At 49.0% G+C, this 15,712-nt stretch carries 16 protein-coding genes; all 16 read right to left on the bottom strand.

Translation table 11 applies throughout. The annotated features are described in order from the left end of the window. Positions 1 to 50: 50 nt before the first annotated feature. Positions 51 to 395: a 50S ribosomal protein L19 gene (rplS, locus tag ACKTS9_RS00555; protein ID WP_349217137.1), complete on the bottom strand. Its 345-nt coding sequence runs from the start codon at positions 393 to 395 to the stop codon at positions 51 to 53. A 148-nt stretch (positions 396 to 543) separates the two neighbouring features. Next, entirely contained in the window at positions 544 to 1,203 is a 660-nt protein-coding gene (locus ACKTS9_RS00550) for a TIGR03936 family radical SAM-associated protein (protein ID WP_349217138.1), read from the bottom strand. Further along, positions 1,166 to 3,037: a TIGR03960 family B12-binding radical SAM protein gene (locus tag ACKTS9_RS00545; protein ID WP_349217139.1), complete on the bottom strand. Its 1,872-nt coding sequence runs from the start codon at positions 3,035 to 3,037 to the stop codon at positions 1,166 to 1,168. The genes ACKTS9_RS00550 and ACKTS9_RS00545 overlap by 38 nt, the downstream gene beginning before the upstream one ends. Positions 3,038 to 3,113: 76 nt before the next feature. Continuing rightward, the gene (locus ACKTS9_RS00540) at positions 3,114 to 3,695 is read right to left on the bottom strand and encodes a M50 family metallopeptidase (protein ID WP_349217140.1); all 582 of its coding nucleotides are present in this window, start codon (positions 3,693 to 3,695) and stop codon (positions 3,114 to 3,116) included. After that, positions 3,692 to 4,075 carry a M23 family metallopeptidase gene (locus ACKTS9_RS00535; RefSeq protein WP_407882051.1) on the bottom strand — a complete coding sequence of 128 codons (384 nt, stop codon included), beginning with the start codon at positions 4,073 to 4,075 and terminating at the stop codon, positions 3,692 to 3,694. Before ACKTS9_RS00535 ends, ACKTS9_RS00540 begins: the two co-directional genes overlap by 4 nt. A 524-nt stretch (positions 4,076 to 4,599) precedes the next feature. After that, positions 4,600 to 6,798 carry a polyphosphate kinase 1 gene (ppk1, locus tag ACKTS9_RS00530; protein WP_407878290.1) on the bottom strand — a complete coding sequence of 733 codons (2,199 nt, stop codon included), beginning with the start codon at positions 6,796 to 6,798 and terminating at the stop codon, positions 4,600 to 4,602. 23 nt (positions 6,799 to 6,821) lie between these two features. Next, on the bottom strand, positions 6,822 to 7,166 hold the full coding sequence (locus ACKTS9_RS00525; RefSeq protein WP_407878288.1) for a ComEA family DNA-binding protein: 345 nt from the start codon (positions 7,164 to 7,166) through the stop codon (positions 6,822 to 6,824). Then, the gene (locus ACKTS9_RS00520) at positions 7,132 to 7,977 is read right to left on the bottom strand and encodes an HAD-IIB family hydrolase (RefSeq protein ID WP_349217144.1); all 846 of its coding nucleotides are present in this window, start codon (positions 7,975 to 7,977) and stop codon (positions 7,132 to 7,134) included. The genes ACKTS9_RS00525 and ACKTS9_RS00520 overlap by 35 nt, the downstream gene beginning before the upstream one ends. 12 nt (positions 7,978 to 7,989) lie before the next feature. Beyond that, a complete protein-coding gene (locus ACKTS9_RS00515) occupies positions 7,990 to 8,907 on the bottom strand; it encodes an RluA family pseudouridine synthase (RefSeq protein ID WP_349217145.1) in 918 nt (305 codons plus the stop codon). After that, positions 8,894 to 9,400, bottom strand: a complete 507-nt coding sequence (gene lspA, locus ACKTS9_RS00510) for a signal peptidase II (RefSeq protein ID WP_349217146.1) — start codon at positions 9,398 to 9,400, stop codon at positions 8,894 to 8,896. The genes ACKTS9_RS00515 and lspA overlap by 14 nt, the downstream gene beginning before the upstream one ends. 91 nt (positions 9,401 to 9,491) lie before the next feature. Continuing rightward, on the bottom strand, positions 9,492 to 10,196 hold the full coding sequence (locus ACKTS9_RS00505; RefSeq protein ID WP_349217147.1) for a DivIVA domain-containing protein: 705 nt from the start codon (positions 10,194 to 10,196) through the stop codon (positions 9,492 to 9,494). Between the two features lie 15 nt (positions 10,197 to 10,211). Next, on the bottom strand, positions 10,212 to 10,997 hold the full coding sequence (locus ACKTS9_RS00500) for an RNA-binding protein (RefSeq protein WP_349217148.1): 786 nt from the start codon (positions 10,995 to 10,997) through the stop codon (positions 10,212 to 10,214). After that, positions 10,981 to 11,445 (bottom strand): cell division protein SepF, encoded by a 465-nt coding sequence (locus ACKTS9_RS00495; RefSeq protein ID WP_349217149.1) that lies wholly within the window; start codon positions 11,443 to 11,445, stop codon positions 10,981 to 10,983. The genes ACKTS9_RS00500 and ACKTS9_RS00495 overlap by 17 nt, the downstream gene beginning before the upstream one ends. 161 nt (positions 11,446 to 11,606) lie before the next feature. Continuing rightward, positions 11,607 to 12,848 (bottom strand): HlyD family efflux transporter periplasmic adaptor subunit, encoded by a 1,242-nt coding sequence (locus tag ACKTS9_RS00490; protein WP_349217150.1) that lies wholly within the window; start codon positions 12,846 to 12,848, stop codon positions 11,607 to 11,609. 11 nt (positions 12,849 to 12,859) lie between these two features. Next, a complete protein-coding gene (miaA, locus tag ACKTS9_RS00485) occupies positions 12,860 to 13,789 on the bottom strand; it encodes a tRNA (adenosine(37)-N6)-dimethylallyltransferase MiaA (RefSeq protein WP_349217151.1) in 930 nt (309 codons plus the stop codon). Beyond that, positions 13,773 to 15,695, bottom strand: a complete 1,923-nt coding sequence (gene mutL, locus ACKTS9_RS00480) for a DNA mismatch repair endonuclease MutL (RefSeq protein ID WP_407878281.1) — start codon at positions 15,693 to 15,695, stop codon at positions 13,773 to 13,775. Before mutL ends, miaA begins: the two co-directional genes overlap by 17 nt. Positions 15,696 to 15,712: the final 17 nt, after the last annotated feature.

The following is a 15,712-nucleotide window of genomic DNA, read 5'->3' as shown; positions in this document are numbered from 1 at the left end:
GATCGATATAACGAAAAAAGGGACAATGTACATTGTCCCTTTCGTGAAGCTTATCGGAGCTGTTCTTTGACTTTGGCAGCCTTGCCGGTGCGGTTTCTGAGGTAGGTGAGCTTTGCGCGGCGCACACGGCCCTTGCGAACCACTTCAACTTTCTCAACGAACGGAGAGTTGATCGGGAAAACACGCTCAACACCAACACCGTAAGAAGAACGACGGACAGTAAAAGTCTCCGCAATGCCGCCATGTTTCTTCGCGATCACAGTGCCTTCAAAAGCCTGGATACGCTCGCGCTCGCCTTCCTTGATACGAACGGAAACGCGAACAGTGTCGCCGACGTTGAATTCGGGCTTGTTCTCTTTAATCATGCCCTCGGTCATCAATTTCAATGCGTCCATAATGATCCTCCATGTTTTTTAGGCATTCATACCCGGCGTTGCCGGCAGAGGACTACCCGTTTAATGATTTTTACATTAACCCCACTGTTGGCACAGCGGACATAACGCTAAAATATAATAGCACAATCGGGGCCTTATTACAAGTGTTTCAGCAAAATTTTTCTTTTTGTGCATCCAGCAAATCAATGCGCAGAAGACGAACCCACGCCAGCTCAATCGAGTGATTTTCATGCAGATATCCCAGCAGTAAAGCCGGATTGAGCGTAAAGGTGTTTCCAGTGGGAAAAATGGCCTGCGCAAACAGCCCTTCTTTGCGATGAGAATATTCGATTTTAGGAATGTAATTTTTCAAATCCAATTCTTTGGATTTACCCTTTTTCCCCTGCTTGATTACGATTGCATGTTCTGCCTGGTTATAGGCATCAAAAGCGGCTTTCACTTCTTTTGCATGCTCCGGCGCAACCTGCAAGCTGTAAACAGCATAAGAAATTTCATTGGGACTTCTTTGGGCCGGCTCCAAGCGAACAACGTCGATCCCGCTGGGAAGGCAGGCCTGCAAATCCACTTTGGCCTTCTGCCAGTCCCATTCGTCCGTCTCGCTTTTAAAATCCAGCGATTCCACAAGGCTCTCCTGTCCCAGAGCAAGGGGCGCAGCAAAGGTCATATAGATATGCGGATTAAATCCCTGCGTATACCATACGGGCAGGCGGGATCTTTTAAAGGCGCGCTGCATCACCCGTTGCAAGTCCAGCAGGGAGATGTAAGCCGCCTCACCTGTTTTTGTGAACCACAGACGAATTGTAATCAAAGCAGGCACCTCCCCCCAACAAACTATTGGCACCGCATCCCGCACAGGAACGATTGCAAGGCTGGGTCGTTTTCCCTTCCAGTGCTTTCTGGTATTCGCGGATCAAATAATTTTTCGTCACTGCGTAATCCAGATGTTCCCAAGGTGTTACCTCATCCAGCGCAATGGCTCTGTTGGCATAGAATGCAGGATCAGCCTTCAGATCGCGGAAAACTTCCAACCAGGTGTCATACAAGAAATGATCGTCCCATCCGTCAAAATAACATCCGCGGTGATAAGCCTCCAACAACACCTTGCCCAAACGACGATCACCCTTGGCGAACACTGCTTCCAAAAAGCTTGTCCGGCTGTCGTGATAACTGACACTGATTTTTCGACTGCGTACACAACGAAGCAAATACTGCTGTTTTTCCCGAAGTGTCTCCTGCGTGTCTTGCGGTACAAACTGAAAAGGTGTATGCGGCTTTGGGACAAAACAGGCAACGCTGATGGAAACTTGTACCCCTTTTCCTTTCGGATGTTCTTGGCTGTAATAGAGGTCGACAATTTTTTGTGCGGTTTCCGCAATGCCTGCGATATCCTCCATGGTTTCTGTGGGAAGCCCCATCATGAAATAGAGTTTCACCGCCGTGTAACCGGCATTGAACGCCAGCGTACAGCTGCGCTCAATTTCTTCCCAAGTCACATTTTTATTGATCACATCGCGCAGGCGCTGCGTGCCGGCTTCTGGGGCAAAAGTCAGACCACTTTTGCGTACCCGTGTGGTTTTTTCAACCAGGCTCTGCGAAAAATTATCAATTCGAAGGGACGGAAGCGACATACTCACATGCTCGCTCTGTGTCCAGCTCAGCATATCGTCCAGCAGCGGCTCCAGCTGACTGTGGTCACTTGTAGAAAGAGATGTCAGCGAAATCTCATCATATCCGGTATTATCACACAACTCCCGACCGGCTTCACTCAGCATGTCCGCATTGCGCTCCCGCATAGGCCGATACAAAAATCCCGCCTGGCAAAAACGGCATCCACGAACACAACCGCGAAGAACTTCAATTTGCGCCCGGTCATGAACAGCGCCAATCATGGGAACAACAAAATGTGTGGGGAGCGGCTGGCTGTTCATGTCCTGAATGATCGCTTTGCGCACGACAGCCGGCGCGCCTTCCTTTGCGGTGACTTTCTCAATACGTCCGTCCGGGAAATAAGAGACATCGTACAGAGACGGAACATAAACGCCTTCAATTCGCGAAAGGCGCACAAGAATCTCATGCTTGGAGAGCCCTTCTTTTCGTCCCTGCAAAATGGTATCGCACACCATGGGAAGCTGGACTTCGCCTTCTCCCAGCATAAACAAATCGAAGAAATCCGCAAGAGGTTCGGGATTGCAGGCACAAGGTCCGCCCGCTACAATAAACGGATCCGCCTCTGCTCGCTGCTGCGCCACAGCGGGAATGTGCGCCAAATCCAGCATGGCCAGAATATTGGTGTAAGAAAGCTCATACTGCAGGGTGAACCCAATCACGTCAAATTCCGAAAGCGGATCTTTGCTTTCCAGCGCATAAAGCGGGATGTTGTGCGTTTCCATTGCTTCCTTCATGTCCAACCAGGGCATAAAGACACGTTCGCACCAAACATTCGGTTTCTGATTGAGAATCTCATAGAGGATTTTCATCCCCAAAAATGACATTCCCACTTCATAGGTATCCGGGAAGCAAAATGCAAAGCGAAGGTCAACCTTTTCTTTTTCCTTGTAGACGCATCCGGGTTCACCACCGGTATATCGTCCTGGCTTCTGCACGTCCATCAGGACGGAGCGAAGTTCTGTAATTTCTGGCATGATATAACCTCTTAATCCATAAAAATAGAAACGCGCGACTCAAAATCGCAAATATTATACCATAGTTTCCATCTGATTACAAACCGGTGCAGAACTGCTGCAACCACAAATAACCAGCTGCCAGAACCGCGGCCATTTTTGCTGTTTCCGGCAGCGGATAAAAAAACACACATAGAAACGTCAGTCCTGGCAGGAAGTATGCGAGCAGCCTTTCCGCGTGCAGAACCTCGTTTTGCCAAGATGCCGGGAAGACGTTCTGAAGAAGCTTTGCACCATCCAATGTCCCGATGGGGAGCAAATTGTACAGACCTGTACACAAGCTGACCGCCGCCAAAAAATATGCTCCGTAGCTGGCATGATGCCGTGCCAGAATATACAGCAGTCCTGCAAGAAAAAAGTTTGCCAGAGGGCCTGCTGCCAGCACCTTGTTTTCTTGACAAGTGTTCATGGAGTGAACCTTTTTCAAAGCGATTCCGCCAACCCGGAATTGCAGCGGCGGGAAACAGCCTGTAATGATCCAGTAAGCGATGATATGTCCGGCTTCATGAAACACGCTGCAAAACAACGCCATACGAAGAAACCCCATGGGATCAAAAAGCAGCCCCGCTGCCAGACACGCACACACAAGCACCGGCTGGACACTGACCGCCCAGCTCATGCAAACAACTCCGGGAAATTGGTTGACGGGTCCATCCGTATGCCATTTACAATCAGTTCGAAATGGAGGTGCGGTCCAGTGGAATACCCCGTTGAACCCACTGTTCCCAAACGCTGCGAAATCGAAACAGTCTCTCCGCCGCGCACAAAAACACAAGACATATGCTGGTAAAGCGTTTGAACGCCTTCCGCGTGGCGTACAATCACGTAATTTCCCCGTTCTGCATTATAGCCCGTTCGCATCACCTGGCCATCCGAAACACACAGCACAGCTGTTCCCTCTTCTGCCGCGATATCCAATCCCGCGTGAAAGTCCTCTTTGCCATTCACTGGATTGTCCCGAAATCCGTATTCGGACGTCAAGCGTCCTTCCACCGGCATTTGAAACGGGAACTGCACGGTATAAGACTCCAGACTCGCCCCTGCCGGTGGTGTTTTTTTTGCAGCGCTCACCTTCCAAATTCCGCCGCGGCCAGTCAGCATATCTCCATCCAGCTGATTCAAAATCTCCTGTGCTTTCCGGCGCAGTTTGGCAATGGTCTGGTCCGCGAAATGAGAAAATGTTGTGTCGCTGGAAAACGAGATCCCATTCTCCAAAACGGATTGATATTCCCCCTGCAAATCCGGCCAATACGGCGCCGACGTGCTTTTGGAAAACAAAAGAAACGCTGCCATTGCCGCACACAGAAGAATCTGAACCCAAAGAAGCTGCTCCGGATTCTTTTTCCCTTTGTATGAAGTTGGCGCCGGCTGCGGATAAAGTTCCTTCTTTTCCTGCTTCTGCTCTGTCTTTTCCGCCTTTTCCCACTCCACGCATCTGCACATCCTTTCATGGAAAGTCTATCTATGTTTATGCCGCCTGTCCAACAAAAAAGAACGGCGGCATAACAGCCGCCGTTCAAAAATTATTTCTTTTTCAACAGATGCAAAATAGAAGAAAAAAGGTCACCCGAATGCCTTGTGGTCGTGCGACGGAATGCTGTCTTTCTCTGAGGCAACGTCTTTTTAGTCGGCTGATTGCGAGAAGGAACCCCTGTGCGGGGCCAGGCATTTTGAAGAACGCGGTACATATCAGCCTGACTGTCCACGCGAGCTTCGTCATTCTGACGACGCACTTTTTGATACGAACCGTCCGCCATCATCTCTTTGGCATTGACATTGTCATTCAGCTGCATCTGCAGCATTTCCCACAATTCGCAGCGAATTTTTGCGCTTCGAATCCGGACACCTACCTCAACACGCCGTTCGGTATTTCGTGTCAAAAAATCACCTGAAGCAATGTAAACGCGCGTATCCGGCCATGAGCCAAAAGCATAAACTCGCTCATGCTCCAAATACCTTCCCACAATGCTCCGGATTGTCACATTTTCTGTTTTTCCGGGAACTCCTGCCTTGATACAGCAAATACCGCGTACAATCATTTGAACCGGCACACCTGCACAAGACGCTTGGGAAATTTTCTCGATGATTTCCCGATCGCTCACGGAATTACACTTCAAAATAATTTGTGCAGGACGCCCCTCTTTTTTCGCTTGAATTTCACGATCCATCTCCTGCAGCAAAACGCTTTTAAAACACAAAGGCGCTACGAGAAGCGAATCGGCTTTCTCCGTAAGACGCTCGATTGCCAGATTATGAAAAATCGCAGCCAATTCGGCACCGATAGCGGGATCTGATGTAAGAAAAGACAAATCCGTATATTGTTCCGAAGTTTTTTCGTTGTAATTTCCTGTCCCAATTTGAGAGATGTACTGAAAACGCCCCTTTTTCTTTTTCGTAATCAACGTGAGTTTGGAATGAATCTTATAGGCTTCAAAGCCGTAAATAACAGTACAGCCCGCCTCTTCCAGCTGCTTGGAAAAATCAATGTTATTTTGCTCGTCAAAACGGGCTCGCAGCTCCACAACTGCCACTACTTCTTTTCCGTTTTCCGCAGCAGAAATCAAAGCCTCAATAATTTTTGATTCATGGGCTACCCGGTACAGAGTCATCTTGATGGAAAGAACATCCGGGTCACACGCCGCTTCATTCAACATTTGAATGAACGGACGCATACTTTGATACGGATAGGACAGCAGCACATCCTGTTTTTCCACTGCACGCGCCAAGTGAAACCCTGCCGGCGGAAGCATGGGGCGACGCACCGGATAAAACAAATCCGGATGATTTCCCTGCGCCAGCTTTGCAGAAAGTTTAAAGCCGACCGACAAGTCCAGCGGCGCGCTCTGCGCAAACACCTGCTTACCAGGCAAAAATAATTTTTCACATAAAAAGGAAACGATTTCTTCGGATGCGTGAAGGGAAGTTTGCAGGCGGACAGCTGCAAGTTTTCTGCGTTTTTTCAAGAGCTCGCTCATTACAGCGCGATAATCCACATCGTGGTCAAACATTCCCTCGTCCGCAGTAATATCCGCATTGCGGGTAATGCGAAACAAACATTTGGCTTGAATTACGTTTTTCCCAAAGACGATCCCGGCAAAATGCTCAATCAGCTCTTCTACCAGAACAAATGTCACCTTTCCGTCTCGCGGAACAAAAACAATTCGCTGAAATTGATTGCTGATGGGGATTAGACCAAAAGAAGGCTGAGATGCCCCCTTCGCCTTGAGCATTGCACCCAGATACATCTCCTGATTCCGCAAAAAAGGGAACGGATGCCTCCGATCAATGATCTGCGGGGACAACAACGGAAAAATTTCGTGCAGGAAATAAGTTTTCCAAAAATGCTCCTGCTTTTTTCCAAGCTTGGAGAAGTCAATTTTTTGGTATCCCAAAGCACGCAGCTTCTCATACAGCCGTTCCACAACTTTGTCGCAGTGCTGCTGCAGTTCTGCCACTTTGAGCATAATTGCATCCAACTGCTGTGCAGGCGTCATTCCGGTTTTGTTTTCTTTGGCGGTTTTTTTCAGCAAAGTACGGTCATACAAAGAACCGACACGCACCATAAAGAACTCATCCAGATTACTTCCGTAAATAGCCGCAAATTTGAGCTGCTCCCCAAGAGGGACCTCTTTCTCGTGGGCCAGAGCCAGTACCCGCCGATTAAATTCCAACCAGCTCAATTCACGATTGACAAAAAGATCCCCCTGCGAACCGTTTTCCATATTCGCCGCCCCTTCCTCCGGCATCAAAACGTGATATCGTCCCGAATTTTTTCCAGAATTCCGTCTGAGATTCCCGTTACATTTTCCAAATCTTCTGCGCAGGAAAACGGGCCGTTTGCTTCACGATAAGAAATAATCGCCTGCGCCCGTTTTTCACCAATACCTTCCAGACACATCAGTTCCGCAGCAGGCGCCTTGTTCACATTGACTCTGTCCTGTTCATTTTCAAAATAAGCCGATACCGAAACGGGCTGTCCATCGGAATGCGGCAAAATGAAAAAGAGAGAACCTGACAACAGAAACAGGCATGCCACAAATACGCATGTCAAAATCTTAGTTTCGCGACGCACTGTCACACTCCCTGGCATATTGCCGAATCAGCCGATACAACACTTCTGCAACTCCTCCATCCATACAGGAGGATGTGATCTCATCTGCAGCCAACTGCACTTCTCCCGGAGCATTACGGACAGCTACAGAATGCCCTGCTGTCTGCAGCAACTCAATATCGTTGTAGTAATCGCCAATGGCAATGGTGTTTTCGACAGGGATTTTCAAATAGCGGCACAAATCCCGTAAAGCCTGCCCTTTGGAAACGCCTTCCGGCAGGATCTCATAGTACATGGAATCTGTCTCAACAAAATAAATTCCCGGGTAATAGCGCGCCTCGACAAAGGCCTTTACACGGCCAAGCAATTCATGATCTCCGGCAAACAAAACTTTATTCCACTCGCAGTGAATTTCCTCCAGCGGAATCAACAAGCAGCTCAACTCTTCCTGGCACAAGTGGCGCTGAACGTATTCGTTCCCACGCACCACATAAAGAAGGCCATCAGCCCCCATTACCTCAATTCCCACTGTCGGAAATTTGCAATAAATATCCTCCAGGGCACGATAAGCGACCGCGCGCGGCAATACTTCATTTTTAATGCGCTCACCTGTAGAAAAATCGCACAAAACACCACCGCCGCCCGTGATGGCCGGCGCGGAAAGAGTCAAATCCCCCAAACGCTGCTGAACCGATTCCACAGTCCGCCCGGTAGCGACCGTGAATTTCCCGCCCAGCGCACAGAAAAGCTGAATGGTTGCCTTGTTGACACTGGGAATGCCTTCCGTTGGTGTGAGCAATGTATTATCAATATCGGAAACAACCAGAATGTCCCGCAACGATTCAATCATAGTGCAATCCCTTTACTCTTTTTGGATTTGCTTTAAAAAATCCGTAAAATAAAGCGGAAGTTCGCTTTGAAATTCCATGTACTTACCTGAGGAAGGATGAATAAATCCCAAAGTTCCCGCATGCAGGCACTGCCCCTGCAGCTGAGTCAGAACCTTATGAGGCCCATAAACCGCATCTCCCGCTACAGGATGTCCAATACTGGCCATATGCACCCGAATTTGATGCGTCCGACCTGTTTTCAGACGAACGGACAAATGCGTAAAGCCGCGAAAACGCGCTTCCACATGATATGCTGTGTAAGCATATTTTCCGTTTTTATTCACAACAGCCATACGCTTTCGATCCACAGGATGGCGGCCGATCAAACCTTCTACGAAGCCATCGTCTTCCCGAAAGCCTCCATATACAACCGTTTGATAAACACGGGTAATGCTGTGCACCGCAAATTGTTCTGACAGCGCCAGATGGGCCGCATTGTCCTTTGCCACCACCAACAATCCACTGGTGTCTTTATCGATTCGATGGACAATTCCGGGACGGATTTCCCCGTTGATTCCGGACAAATTTCCATGACAATGGTACAGAAGCGCATTTACCAATGTGCCGTCTGGATTGCCCGGCGCAGGATGTACTACCATTCCTTTCGGCTTGTTGACCACCAGTAAAACATCGTCCTCATATACGATATCAAGCGGGATGTTTCGCGGAATAATTTCTGTGTTCTGGGGTGGCGGAATTTCGCATACGACTGAATCACCAACAGCAACTTTCAAGCTCTTGGCCGCCTTTTTTCCGTTGCACAAAACAAGTCCCTGCTCAATCAGCTGCTGCGCGAAACTGCGTGTCACATCCGTCAGATTTTCCGCGAGCACCTTATCGATGCGTTGTCCCGCCAACTCGGGCGAGACGGAAAATTCATGCCTGATCATTCTGATCCGGGGTGGTTTCAGAAACAGAAATCGTCTTTTTGGCTTTCGCTTCCTCACGGAACACGCTGAAAATCAGCAATACCACGCCCACTGTTACAAAGCAGTCAGCTACATTGAAAACAGGGAAATCGATAAATGTTGTGGCAAAAAAGTCGACAACAGCGCCATTCAGCAAGCGGTCGATAAAATTCCCCAAGCCACCGGACAAAATCAAAATCAAGGAAATGCGCTCCATATATTTTGAAGGCCGCTTGATCAAAAGATAAGCCGCAAAGCATACCAAAACCACACCGGTTACAACCAGCAATATCACTCTGGCATCGCCACCTGCAAACATTCCAAATGCCACTCCGTCATTCAAAACATAACGCAGATCCATGATCCCCGGGATCAGAGTCACAGAACCGATCGGAGCCAGATACGTAGTTGCCAAAAACTTTGTAAGATGATCCAGCAACACAAGAAGTACAGTTGTCACAATGACAGAAAACACGTGGTCTCCCCCTTTTTGAAATCAAAACAAGCGGCGCTGGTACGGCGCGCAAACTATTTCTGCGCGCCTGCCACAAACGCCGCTTGTCGTTTTAGTCTTCGTCATCAAATTTGATGCCATGATAGCTCTCAAAATTCTCATCGCCGTCCGCATTATCATCCTGCGGCATTTCAGCTTCAAAGTCGAACGGTGTACGGTCCATCTCTCGCGCAGGCTCTTCAGGAAGCTCCAGAATATCTTCCTTCTCTTCTGCCTCCGCAGCTTTCTTCTTATTCTTTTCCGAAGAAGCTTTTTCACGTCTGCGAGGACGGCTCTTTTTCTCTTCTTCCTGTTGCTCTTCCTTCTTCGTCCGTTCTTCGCCCGGAACAGCGCTCAGTGACTCAATGTGCTGACGATACAGCATGAGGACATTGCTCTTGAACTGTGCCACTTCCGTTTTCAGGCGCGCCAGTTCCTGCTCCATCTCCGCCACATTATCGGCAGCTTCCTGTTTGAGCTGATTGGCCTTGGTATTCGCATCATACAAAATGGTTTCAGCTTTTTGACGCGCCTCATGAATCACGCTTTCTCCCATTCGCTGTGCATTCAGCAAAGCTGTTTTCAGCGTTTCTTCATCGTTGCGATACTGGTCAACCTTCTCCGCCAGGATAAAGAGTTTTTTCTCATTGTCCTCTTTTTCGGCCTGAAGTTTTTCCATTTCGGCAGCTACCTGTTCCAAATAGGCATCTACCTCTTCTGACCGGTAACCACGCATCACTTTGTCGAAAGTGACATTGCGGATATCATCAGCATTCATCAAGATTGCCCCCTGTCAATATTGTAGATAGGATACAAATGTTCGGCCTTTCCGACTCTGTTCTCCAATTTTTTGCAAACGAAACTTTCCATAACCCCGAACGCTGAACGTGTCTCCTTCATAAACGGGTTCATGGGGCTTGGTGCTCGGTATGTGATTGATCTCTACCGCGCCACCGCGAATCAGCTGCACCGCATTGGAACGGCTTGTATGAATCATTTCCGCCAAAAGTGCATCGAGCCGCATCGACGCAAGACTGACGGTAAATTCACGTCCCGCCGGCGCCGAAACGCTCTCTGTCTGCGCGTATGATACATGCACATGGCAACGCCCGACTGACGACAATTCTTCCAGCACAAGCCCGGATTGTTTTTCCAAAACAAAGCACTGTGCGCCATCTTCTGTGACCAAAATATCCCCGACGCATTCTCGCTTTATACCAAGTGAAAGTAATGCTCCCAAATAATCCCGGTGTGACAGAGTCTTGTCTTTTTGCAGCACTTCAATATTGAGACATCGGGCCGGAAAAGGTTCTTCCGGCTTTTCACCGCTGTAAATGCAAAGCAGTTTTCGTTCCGCTGCATCGTATCCGCCGCTGAACACATACTCGGTCCACTTGCATTTTTGCAGAGCAGAAACAGCCAGAGCCTGTTCACGATCACTGAGAAAGGACGTACAGCGCGGACGATCCGAATATTCTACCTGATGGACCCATTCCGTCACACGTTTCATCAACAGTTTTTCTTCGTCATTTTGCGGCGGGATATATCCCCGCTGTTTCGCCTCAGAAGAATACGCCATTGCTCTCCAGCTCGTCCAGGAGATCGCCCATAATGTCTACATTATAGGGCGTAATAATAAACGTGCTGTTCGCTACACGTTTGATCTGCCCGTTGTTGGCATATGCAACGCCGGACAAAAAGTCAACCAGGCGGCGCGCAATGTCCTTGCTGGTAGACTCCAGGTTCAGCACAACCGTGCGCTTGGCATTCAGATGATCCGCCACTGCGCTGGCATCGTCAAATCGCTCCGGCTTGACCAGAACGACTTGAAGCTGCATGGTTGAATTGATATTTACAACCTTATTGCGCTTGGGACTTCCGTCCGAAGAACCGTAATTGTCCTGCATATTATAATCATTATAATTGTCGGTATCGTCGACATTCTGCATCATGTCAACGCCTTCATCCTCATAATCATCATCATCGGGCACGCCCATCATACCTTTAAGTTTATCAAACATACTCATAAATTGCTTTACTCCTTTTGAAACAATCTGATGTTGCAACCGTTTTTGAAAGAGGGCATACAACCGCATAATACATATATGCTAATATTTTTATTATCTTCATTTTGCCGCTGATTGTCAATCTTTTTGCGAAAAAAGCGGCTGTTCCGCACATCTCTTTTTTACAAAAGGACCTTATCTTCGGACAGGCTGCCCGCATCGGTTATGACCTCATCAAACATTTTCAGGTAAGTTTTTTCGGAAGTATCCTCGCTGTCGGGCGAAACCAGAATGTAGTTCTGATCCTCAAAAATCACGTCAATATAACGTTTTTGCGCAGTATTTCCGCGTTTAATATAAACATAGTCCTCGCCTTCGCTCACACGGCGTGCAGCGGCATCCACTCGCAGCCCTTCGTAAACCTGAAAAGTGATCAAAGCGGATTCTTTTTCCAGCATTACCACGTCTTCATTGATGTAATCGCAGGATAATTCCACTTTGGCCGCATTGTTTGCCTCATCCACCGTTACGCTGATGACCTCTGCCGGAAAAGAATTGTCGGAAACCCCGGGGAAAGAAATCTGCACACTTTTTCCCTCTACAAACTTAGCCGCCTGTTTGGCATCCACAAGAGCAAAATAGCGCCACTCATAATCTGTAATGATTTTTCCGGCTACATTGCTGTCGTTTTCTTCCAACGGTTGTTGACAAGCCTGTGCAAATTCCACCGGAGACATAGCAGAAAGCTCTTCACCGGTATACACACACTTGGTACTGTCCTGCGCTGAAACAAAATATCCCGCAGTATTTGCCATAATGGAAGAAGGGTTTTCCACGGAAATCGCATCCCGCTGCGCGGTCAAATCCTGAATTCTCTGCGAGAAATCGGATACCGCACCGGTATTAATCAACAAGCGGTTCTGTGCTGTCAAAATCTCTTCTCTGGCATCCGGCACATCCATATAATTCCCGCTCTGCACATCGGCTAATATCTCATAGATTCCTGTCTTCGTCTGTTTTAAAAGCGCGTCAACATTGACAGTGACCGAAGAAACAGTCTGGGATTTCTCCACAAGTTCGATTTCCTCATTTAACATTTGAATCTGCTGGTAGGCCGATGCCTGCTGTGCATCAGAAAACTGCTGTGCAACCGCAGTTCCGGCAGACACGCGTTCCCCGTCCTGTGCGATATAGCCCAATACCCCGGTTCCATCGTACGTGATATCTGTTTCACTCAAAGAGACGTACCCCTGGCAGGAGAGTGTGTCTGCCATTTCGTAAAGCACTGCAGTTTGGGTGTCATAGGAACGGTTGACCTGCCCGAACAAAATTAAAGCCAGCTGCACCCCAATGTAAACAACCGGGACCAGTAAAAGAACAACAATCCCCCAACGAATGCTTTTCCCTTTTCCTTTTTGCTTCATGGTATTTTCTTTTAATCCATCCTGTTCCAGTATTCAAGCGCCTGTTCCAAAACATCCGCATCCTCCGGATGCAGCCAAAGCACATCCGGCATTCTGCGAAACCAAGTCAACTGACGTTTGGCGTAATTGCGCGTCGCCTGTTTCAACGCCAGCACGCAGCTTTCCAACTCGCTCGCTCCTTCAAAATAAGGAAAAAACTCCTTGTATCCAATGGCTTGTGCAGCCGTCTTATACAAAGCGCGATGCTCGTAAACATCCCTCGCCTCTTCTAACAGGCCACTCGCCATCATTTGGTCCACACGTGCGTCGATACGCGCATACAGCATTTCTCTCTGGCGCGGACACAGGCAGATCACGCGCGCATTGTACGGCCGCTCTGCCGGTACTGACTCACTTCTTTGCTGCGTCATTGTTTTGCCCGTCTGCCGATACAGCTCCAGAGCACGCAGCACACGCACATGATTGTTCGGATGAAGCGTAGCTGCATACTCCGGATCAATCCGACACAACTCCGCATACAAAGGGCCGATTCCGTTTTGTTCCAGCTCTTGCTGGAGCAGCACCCGCTCCTCAGATACCGGTTTGGCTGGAGAAAAACGTACACCATCCAGCAAACTTGAAAGATACAATCCAGTGCCGCCTGCCAAAATCGGGACACGCCCCCGTCTTGCAATGGACTCAATGATCCGTCCAGCCTGCGCCACATAATCTGCCACCGAAAATGCCTGGTCCGGAGATAAAAAATCCATCAAATGATGCGGGATTCCACACATTTCCGCATGATCCGGCTTTGCGGTTCCCACAGAAAGCCCTTTGTAAATCTGCATCGAATCTGCCGATGCAACTTCCCCGTTTAGTTGCCGGGCCAGCTGCACAGCCAGTGCAGTTTTCCCGGAGGCCGTCGGCCCACAAACGGCCAGAACTTTAACCTTGTCTGCCAAACTGTTTCTCAAGCTCCTTCAATGTCAAACGCAAAATCACCGGACGTCCATGGGGACAAAACGGCGGAATTTTTCCATCCATTACTTCCTGCGCCAAACGCATCAGTTGAGCAGCATGCGTTTTATCTCCTGCCTTGATTGCTGCACGGCATGCGATGGAATGCAAAACCCACTCTGTCTTCTCTCCGACTGTGTAACGCGGATTTTCCCGCAGATGACTGGCAAGTTCCACCACCAGATTCTCCACATCGTCCGGCGGCACATCGGCTGGAACAGCGCGCACCACAACGGAACTGCCGCCGAAATCTTCAATTTCCAAGCCGCTGTCCGCCAAAATCTTCTCGTGCTGCATCAGGGCATTTTTTTCTTCCCCGGACAGCCGAATGGTTGCCGGGACCAAAAGCATCTGGCTGCTCACTTGGCCATAATGCTCCATTATACTCTCATAGATGATTCGTTCATGTGCAGCATGTTTGTCAATAAAGCAAATTTCTTGACCGCGCTGTGCAATGATGTAAGTATTAAATACTTCTCCGACAAAACGAAGTTCCTGCTTTTCAGGCTGTATTCCCGGAAGAACTGTCTGCTGAATTTCTGCCTTTGCTTCTGCCGCCGGCACCTTTGTTTCACAAGCCGAAACAACCGGAGCACTCGCTTCTTTTTCCTGAGCAGCGGGAACAAACGGAGCCGGCCTTTTAGGAATCTCCACGACAGGAGTATCCGGCTCTTTCTCATAAACCGCTCTATACGGAACCGGGCTCACACTTGCGAGACGCGAAACCATATTGTCGTAGGCGCGAATTTGTTCTGCGGCGGGCTTGGTCGGCCGCACAGGGGCCGCTGCCGGCGCCGGATGTGGCGTTTCCATTGGCCGGGAGACACTTTTTTCTTCAAAAGCCAGCGCTTTCGAAGAAGATTCCGGTGTGATCAAAACAGATTTCACTGCAGAATACACCGCATCAAATACTTCTTTCTCCCGTGCAAAACGCACTTCCGTTTTAGCCGGATGAACATTTACATCCACGAGCTGCGGTGGCATGGTAACTGTGAGCACACATCCGGGAAAGCGCCCCTGCATCAGAACACCTTTGTATGCAGCCTCCAAAGCAGCCATCATGGTGCGATTTTTGACAAAGCGCCCATTGATGAAAAAATGCTGCATGGAACGGCTGGCACGACCGCTTTTGGGCGGAGTCACCAGTCCACTGATTTGATAATTTCCGTGTACATGTCCCACTTCCAGCAAGTCTTTGGCAAAGTCTCGGGAAAGGACCGCATAAGCTGCACTCAGCAATTTTCCATCACCCGGTGTCTGAAACTGTACCTTCCCCTCACGAACAAATTTGAAAGAAATCTCCGGATGAGACAGCGCCAGCTGACTCACCACATCGCTCACATAGTTGCCCTCACTGGCATCTTTTTTCAAAAACTTCATACGGGCAGGGGTATTATAAAACAAATCGCGCACTGTGATGGTCGTTCCCTGAGGACGTGCCCCGGGTTCGATGCCCTCCTCTTCACCGCCGCTGATACGATAACAATAGGCATACTCGTCCTGTTCTGTTTTCGTCAGCAATTCCACACGCGCCACACTGGCAATGGAAGCCAGCGCCTCTCCCCGGAAGCCCAGCGTATGAATGTTTTCCAAATCATCTTCTGACTGAATTTTGCTGGTAGCATGCCGCAAAAATGCCGTGGGGATACTCTCCGCTTCGATTCCCGAACCATTGTCTGCAATCTGAATCATAGAGATTCCGCCACGCTCAATTGTCACCGTCACAGCTGTGGCACCGGCATCGATCGCATTCTCCGTCAGTTCTTTGACGACCGATGACGGACGTTCCACCACTTCTCCCGCCGCAATCAGCTCCGCCGTATGTTTGTCCAAAACATGAATCTTAGCCAAAATCCCCCACCTCTTTT

Source organism: Owariibacterium komagatae (genome assembly GCF_045865535.1).
GTDB lineage: Bacteria > Bacillota > Clostridia > Oscillospirales > Ruminococcaceae > Ruthenibacterium > Ruthenibacterium komagatae.
Note: the sequence above shows the minus strand (reverse complement) of the source record. Positions and strands in the feature narration are given on the sequence as shown.

Bases quoted from the DNA above. Each gene is read 5' to 3' on its own strand.
- ACKTS9_RS00545 (WP_349217139.1), bottom strand. From the start codon at position 3,037: ATGCCAGAAATTACAGAACTTCGCTCCGTCCTGATGGACGTGCAGAAG.
- ACKTS9_RS00515 (WP_349217145.1), bottom strand. From the start codon at position 8,907: ATGATCAGGCATGAATTTTCCGTCTCGCCCGAGTTGGCGGGACAACGC.
- ACKTS9_RS00525 (WP_407878288.1), bottom strand. From the start codon at position 7,166: ATGCCAGGGAGTGTGACAGTGCGTCGCGAAACTAAGATTTTGACATGC.
- ACKTS9_RS00495 (WP_349217149.1), bottom strand. From the start codon at position 11,445: ATGAGTATGTTTGATAAACTTAAAGGTATGATGGGCGTGCCCGATGAT.
- ACKTS9_RS00535 (WP_407882051.1), bottom strand. From the start codon at position 4,075: ATGCCGGTGGAAGGACGCTTGACGTCCGAATACGGATTTCGGGACAAT.
- ACKTS9_RS00520 (WP_349217144.1), bottom strand. From the start codon at position 7,977: ATGATTGAATCGTTGCGGGACATTCTGGTTGTTTCCGATATTGATAAT.
- ACKTS9_RS00500 (WP_349217148.1), bottom strand. From the start codon at position 10,997: ATGGCGTATTCTTCTGAGGCGAAACAGCGGGGATATATCCCGCCGCAA.
- rplS (WP_349217137.1), bottom strand. From the start codon at position 395: ATGGACGCATTGAAATTGATGACCGAGGGCATGATTAAAGAGAACAAG.
- ACKTS9_RS00540 (WP_349217140.1), bottom strand. From the start codon at position 3,695: ATGAGCTGGGCGGTCAGTGTCCAGCCGGTGCTTGTGTGTGCGTGTCTG.
- ACKTS9_RS00490 (WP_349217150.1), bottom strand. From the start codon at position 12,848: ATGAAGCAAAAAGGAAAAGGGAAAAGCATTCGTTGGGGGATTGTTGTT.
- ACKTS9_RS00505 (WP_349217147.1), bottom strand. From the start codon at position 10,196: ATGAATGCTGATGATATCCGCAATGTCACTTTCGACAAAGTGATGCGT.
- ppk1 (WP_407878290.1), bottom strand. From the start codon at position 6,798: ATGGAAAACGGTTCGCAGGGGGATCTTTTTGTCAATCGTGAATTGAGC.